This is a genomic window from Polynucleobacter aenigmaticus, from assembly GCF_002206635.1.
In the GTDB taxonomy this organism is placed as follows: domain Bacteria; phylum Pseudomonadota; class Gammaproteobacteria; order Burkholderiales; family Burkholderiaceae; genus Polynucleobacter; species Polynucleobacter aenigmaticus.
Genome location: NZ_NGUO01000028.1, coordinates 1 through 5,735, shown reverse-complemented (window position 1 = coordinate 5,735; position 5,735 = coordinate 1). Strand labels below are relative to the sequence as shown.

Here is a 5,735-nt window from a genome sequence, read left to right as displayed (position 1 = left end):
TGGCTTGGACTTGGCTCAAGAGAGTCGATTCGTCATGGTTGCTTCTGAAGCGGAGGCGGATGCCTTTCCAATTGAGGATGATCAGCAGGAGCCTTTAGTTGCGAGCCAGCACTTTGACCTGTTGAGTTTGATTGAAGATGAGATTTTGCTGTCCATTCCCTTGATTCCGAAGCATCCAGAGAGCGCCTGTCAGCCGCATGCCTCTTCATTTGGGGAGGGTGGGGAAGCAGCTGAAGCTTCAGAAAAGCCTCAGAATCCCTTTAACATATTGAAAAATATGAAGAAAAATTAATACCCCCCTTTTCATTTAGAGACGGGTTTCAAGTTTGTTTTAACAATAAATCAAGCATTTAGCGTATTTTCCATGTTAGAATATCGCCTTGCTTAGGAGTTCAATATGGCCGTCCAACAGAATAAAAAATCCCCATCCAAACGTGGCATGCATCGTGCGCACGACTTTTTGACCGCACCTGCTACGGCTGTTGAAGCCACAACTGGTGAGGCTCATTTGCGCCACCACATTTCACCAAATGGCTACTATCGTGGCCGTAAAGTTGTTAAAACCAAAAACGACTAATTCTTTAGTCTAAAAAGATAGAAGCGGCTCCAATAAAAGCCGCTTTTTTCTTGAACACACAACTTGCAGCAATTTAAGATTCTATGAGTGTCACTCTTGCTATCGATGCCATGGGCGGAGATCACGGGATAGTCGTCACAGTTCCCGCTTGTTGTGATTTCCTTGAAAAACATGATGATGTGAAGATTGCCTTGGTTGGCGATCCGGAATTACTTAAGGAAGCCTTAAGTCAGTTTCCAAAAGCGCCATTGGAGCGCATTCAAATTATTACCGCTAGTGAAGTTGTCTTGATGGATGATCCCATTGAGGTGGCACTGCGTCGCAAAAAAGATTCTTCCATGCGCGTTGCGATTGAGCAAGTTAAGGAAGGTTTGGCTGATGCCATCATCTCCTCTGGCAACACGGGCGCCTTAATGGCGATTTCTCGCTACATCCTAAAAACCCTAGATGGCGTTGATCGTCCTGCGATCGCTACCGCGATCCCTAATGAAAAAGGCCGTGGCACTACCATGCTGGATCTTGGCGCTAACGCTGATTGCGAGCCGATGCACTTGGTGCAGTTTGCGCAGATGGCCAATGTGATGGTTCAAGTGGTGGATGGTATTCAAAATCCTTCCATCGGTCTTCTCAATATTGGGGAAGAGGTCATTAAGGGTAATGAGGTGGTTAAGCAGACCAGCGAGTTATTGCGTCAGACCAATTTGAACTTTTATGGCAATGTAGAAGGTAATGATATTTTTAAAGGCACTACGGATATCGTAGTGTGCGATGGCTTTGTTGGCAACGTTGTCCTTAAGGCAAGCGAAGGTTTGGCCAAGATGATGAGCGGCTTAATTAAGCAAGAATTTAATCGCTCATTACTTACTAAATTGATGGCGATTTGTGCCATGGTGCCATTGTTGCGTGTGCGCAAGCGCGTTGATCATCGTCGCTATAACGGTGCAGTGCTTCTAGGATTGCGTGGTTGCGTGATTAAGAGTCATGGTTCTGCAGATCGCTTTGCATTTGGTTTTGCGCTGGATCGCGCCTATGAAGCAGCAAAGAATCGCATGGTAGAGCGCATCGCTCAAGCTTTTGCGGTGGAGACAAAATAATCATGAGTACATATTCGCGGATAGCGGGAACCGGAAGCTATCTTCCTGAGTTGCGTTTAACCAACCAAGACCTCGTTGAGCGTTTGGCGAAGATTGGTCTTGAGACTAGTGATGAGTGGATTGTGACTCGAAGTGGGATTTCTGCGCGTCACTTTGCGGCAGACAATCAACTGACGAGCGACTTAGCGGTGAAGGCTGCTCAGGCCGCCTTAGAGGCTGCTGCTTGTACTTCAGAGGATCTCGATCTCATTATTTTGGCAACCTCCACACCAGATCATTTGGGCGGCTTCCCAAGTACGGCTTGCGTAGTTCAAGACAAGTTGGGTGCTCATACCAACTGCGCTGCATTTGATGTGCAAGCAGTATGTGCTGGCTTTACTTACGCTCTAGCGATTGCTGATGCATTTATACGCACAGGTACTTACAAGAAAGTATTGGTTCTCGGTGCAGAAACCTTCTCTCGCATTTTAGATTTTCAAGATCGCACTACTTCAGTTTTGTTTGGTGATGGCGCTGGTGCAGTAGTGCTAGAAGCCTCATCTGAGCCTGGTATTTTAGCGACTGCATTGCATGCTGATGGTAGCCAGCGCGATATTTTGTGTGTGCCTGGACATGCTAAGCGGGGTGGTGTAGAAGGCTCTGCCTACTTGACGATGGATGGTCCTGCGGTATTTAAGCTGGCTGTGAAAGTGCTTGAACAAGTAGCGCATGAGGTCTTGGAAAAAGCCAATCTCAAGTCGGAACAAATTGATTGGTTGGTCCCACATCAAGCCAATATTCGTATTATGGAGAGCACTGCTCGCAAGATGGGCATGTCGATGGATAAAGTCATCGTCACCGTGCATGAGCACGGCAACACTTCTGCTGCATCCATTCCACTTGCCTTAGATGCAGGTGTCCGCTCAGGTCAAATTCAGCGTGGTCAACATCTCTTGCTAGAGGGTGTGGGCGGCGGCTTTGCTTGGGGTGCGGTAGCCGTTAAGTACTAGAGCAAAAGCAATACATCAACAACTATCAATCAGCGACTATTCCCATGACATTTGCATTCGTATTTCCTGGCCAAGGTTCCCAATCTGTTGGGATGCTCAATTCCATTGCTGATCGCCCCGAAGTCCGTGCGACGCTGGAGGAGGCTTCCGATGCATTGGGTGAAGATGTTGCAAAGCTGATTGCCGAAGGTCCTGCAGAAGCACTTTCCTTAACAACCAATACTCAGCCAGTAATGCTCACCGCAGCGATCGCGTTTTATCGTGCCTGGTTAGCCTCTGGTGGCGCCGTTCCCAAAGTGATGGCAGGCCATAGTCTTGGTGAGTACTCTGCTTTAGTTGCTGCTGGCGTAATTTCTTTTAAAGATGCCGTGCCTTTAGTGCGTTTTCGTGCAGAGGCTATGCAGACAGCTGTGCCAGTGGGTACGGGTGGCATGGCTGCGATCTTGGGCTTGGATGATGCGATTGTAAAAACAGTCTGTGCAGAAGCTGCCACATTATCTGGTGGCGTAGTGGAAGCAGTGAACTTTAATGCGCCAGGACAAGTGGTGATTGCGGGTGGTAGCGATGCAGTGACTAAAGCCTGTGAGTTATTAAAAGCGGCTGGCGCTAAACGCGCTTTGCCATTGCCTGTATCCGCACCATTTCATTCTTCTTTATTGCAACCTGCATCTGAAAAGCTTAAAGGCTACCTGGCCAATATTGAATTCAAGATCCCGACGCTTTCTGTTATCAATAACGTTGATGTAGAAATCTTGATTGATCCACTTGCTATTAAAGATGCCCTGGTGCGTCAAGCTGCCAAGCCTGTGCGCTGGCAGGAGATTATTAATGCAATGGCTGGGCAGGGCATTACTCAAGTAGTGGAATGTGGTCCTGGCAAGGTTTTGGCGGGATTGACTAAGCGTATTAATGAGAATGTTATTGGGATACCTATTTTTGATGAGTCTAGCCTCAATGAAGCTTTGGCTACAGTGAAGTAAAAGTAAAACGAATTAACGAATCAGTAAATCGATAGCGAAAGACAAATATGAATCTCGACTTAAGCGGACAAATTGCATTGGTCACTGGCGCATCGCGCGGCATTGGTCAGGCAATTGCAGATGAGCTAGTAAAGTGCGGCGCCAAAGTGATTGGCACTGCTACCTCCGAGGATGGTGCTAAAGCCATCAATGCGCGTTTACAGGCGAGTGGCGGCCGCGGAGAGGTACTGAATGTAACCGACCCAAAAGCGTGTGGAGACATCATTGATTTGATCGTGAAGGATTTTGGTGGCATCAGTATTTTGGTGAATAACGCTGGTATTACACGCGATAACTTGGCTATGCGCATGAAAACAGATGAGTGGACCGACGTGATCGATACCAACTTAAGTGCTGTTTTCCGTCTTTCGCAGGCAGTGATGCGCCCTATGATGAAGGCGCGGGCCGGCCGGATTATCAACATCACTTCTATTGTTGGTCATATGGGTAACCCCGGTCAGGCCAATTACGCCGCCGCTAAAGCAGGGGTTTCTGGCATGACCCGCGCATTGGCCCGTGAAATCGGTAGTCGCAATATCACTGTTAACTGCGTAGCTCCTGGCTTTATTGATACCGACATGACCCGTGCTTTGAGTGAAGAGCAGCAAAATGCTCTAAAAGCGAACATTCCTTTAGCTCGCCTCGGCAGTCCTGAGGATGTTGCTCAGGCAGTGGCATTTTTGGCCTCTCCAGCCGCTGGATACATTACGGGTAACACCTTACATGTCAATGGCGGTCTATATTTAGCTTAAATATTTAGCGGGAATTTAATCATTTTTTGGCGGATTTACTAATTTAGTCCGCCAAGCTGATAAAATCCTTTCATCGTTTTTTTACAACCCTTGGGGGAATTAATGGATAACATCGAACAACGCGTTAAGAAGATCGTCGCTGAGCAATTGGGCGTCGCAGAAGCAGATATCAAGAATGAATCTTCTTTTGTGAATGACTTAGGCGCAGACTCTCTTGACACTGTTGAATTGGTAATGGCTTTGGAAGACGAATTCGGGATTGAAATTCCTGATGAGGAAGCTGAAAAAATTACTACTGTTCAGCTCGCTATCGATTTTGCTCAGTCTAAAGCTCAGGGTTAATTCCCTAGCTTAGCTAATAACTATTACTGTGTCAGCATCAAATGGCCGTCGCCGGATTGTTGTTACCGGCTTAGGCCTGATCTCACCTGTTGGTAACTCAGTTGATGTAGCTTGGTCTAATTTGCTCGCGGGCAAATCAGGTATCGCTACCATCACGAAGTTTGACCACACCCCACTCAGCGTTCATTTCGCTGGAGAGGTGAAGGATTTCAATGTCGAAGAATACGTTTCTGCCAAAGAAGCGCGCCATATGGATACTTTTATTCATTATGGTATCGCTGCTGGATCACAAGCGATTCGCGATAGCGGTCTACAGGTAACGGAAGAGAACGCAGAGCGTGTTGGTGTGATGGTTGGTTCAGGTATCGGCGGTTTGCCGATGATTGAAGAGACCGGCGTTGAATTACTCGCTCGCGGCCCTCGTCGTATCTCCCCATTCTTTGTGCCGGGCTCAATCATTAATATGATTTCTGGGCACCTCAGCATCTTATTTGGTCTTAAGGGTCCAAACGTGGCTGCAGTGACTGCTTGCACAACTGGTTTGCATAGTATTGGATTGGCAGCCCGCTTAATTCAGTACGGTGATGCCGATGTGATGGTTGCCGGCGGCGCGGAATCCACTATATCTGCTTTAGGTGTTGGCGGCTTTGCTTCGGCTCGTGCGCTATCCACTCGCAATGATGACCCTGCAACTGCTTCACGCCCATGGGACAGGGACCGCGATGGTTTCGTTCTGGGTGAGGGTGCTGGCGTTGTCGTTCTTGAGGAATATGAGCACGCTAAAGCCCGTGGCGCAAAAATCTACTGTGAGCTCTTAGGCTTTGGCATGAGTGGTGATGCGTATCACATGACTGCACCTAATATGGATGGCCCACGTCGTTGCATGCTCAATGCCATGCGCGATGCCGGCTTGAATGCTGACCAGATTGACTACATTAATGCGCACGGTACTTCAACACCTT

Annotated in this window: 8 protein-coding genes; all 8 read left to right on the top strand. The window is 47.9% G+C overall.

The features are described 5' to 3' along the window. A partial coding sequence (locus CBI30_RS10895; RefSeq protein ID WP_206075639.1) for a YceD family protein occupies window positions 1-292 on the top strand: 292 nt, incomplete at its 5' end. Window positions 293-397: 105 nt separating this feature from the next. Further along, window positions 398-577: a 50S ribosomal protein L32 gene (gene rpmF, locus CBI30_RS10890; protein WP_011902241.1), complete on the top strand. Its 180-nt coding sequence runs from the start codon at window positions 398-400 to the stop codon at window positions 575-577. A gap of 83 nt (window positions 578-660) precedes the next feature. Further along, a complete protein-coding gene (gene plsX, locus CBI30_RS10885; RefSeq protein WP_088528315.1) occupies window positions 661-1,671 on the top strand; it encodes a phosphate acyltransferase PlsX in 1,011 nt (336 codons plus the stop codon). A 2-nt stretch (window positions 1,672-1,673) separates the two neighbouring features. Beyond that, window positions 1,674-2,660, top strand: a complete 987-nt coding sequence (locus CBI30_RS10880; protein WP_088528314.1) for a beta-ketoacyl-ACP synthase III — start codon at window positions 1,674-1,676, stop codon at window positions 2,658-2,660. Between the two features lie 44 nt (window positions 2,661-2,704). Beyond that, window positions 2,705-3,640: an ACP S-malonyltransferase gene (gene fabD / locus CBI30_RS10875; RefSeq protein WP_088528313.1), complete on the top strand. Its 936-nt coding sequence runs from the start codon at window positions 2,705-2,707 to the stop codon at window positions 3,638-3,640. 47 nt (window positions 3,641-3,687) lie between these two features. Then, window positions 3,688-4,431: a 3-oxoacyl-ACP reductase FabG gene (gene fabG, locus CBI30_RS10870; protein WP_088528312.1), complete on the top strand. Its 744-nt coding sequence runs from the start codon at window positions 3,688-3,690 to the stop codon at window positions 4,429-4,431. Window positions 4,432-4,533: 102 nt separating this feature from the next. Continuing rightward, complete coding sequence (gene acpP, locus CBI30_RS10865; RefSeq protein WP_015421596.1) at window positions 4,534-4,773, top strand: acyl carrier protein; 240 nt, start codon at window positions 4,534-4,536, stop codon at window positions 4,771-4,773. 28 nt (window positions 4,774-4,801) lie between these two features. Continuing rightward, window positions 4,802-5,735 (top strand): beta-ketoacyl-ACP synthase II (locus tag CBI30_RS10860; RefSeq protein WP_088528311.1); only part of this gene is annotated, 934 nt, incomplete at its 3' end.

What these genes read in the sequence shown, in the direction of transcription:
- rpmF (WP_011902241.1), top strand. Translation starts at nt 398, where the DNA reads ATGGCCGTCCAACAGAATAAAAAATCCCCATCCAAACGTGGCATGCAT.
- plsX (WP_088528315.1), top strand. Translation starts at nt 661, where the DNA reads ATGAGTGTCACTCTTGCTATCGATGCCATGGGCGGAGATCACGGGATA.
- CBI30_RS10880 (WP_088528314.1), top strand. Translation starts at nt 1,674, where the DNA reads ATGAGTACATATTCGCGGATAGCGGGAACCGGAAGCTATCTTCCTGAG.
- fabD (WP_088528313.1), top strand. Translation starts at nt 2,705, where the DNA reads ATGACATTTGCATTCGTATTTCCTGGCCAAGGTTCCCAATCTGTTGGG.
- fabG (WP_088528312.1), top strand. Translation starts at nt 3,688, where the DNA reads ATGAATCTCGACTTAAGCGGACAAATTGCATTGGTCACTGGCGCATCG.
- acpP (WP_015421596.1), top strand. Translation starts at nt 4,534, where the DNA reads ATGGATAACATCGAACAACGCGTTAAGAAGATCGTCGCTGAGCAATTG.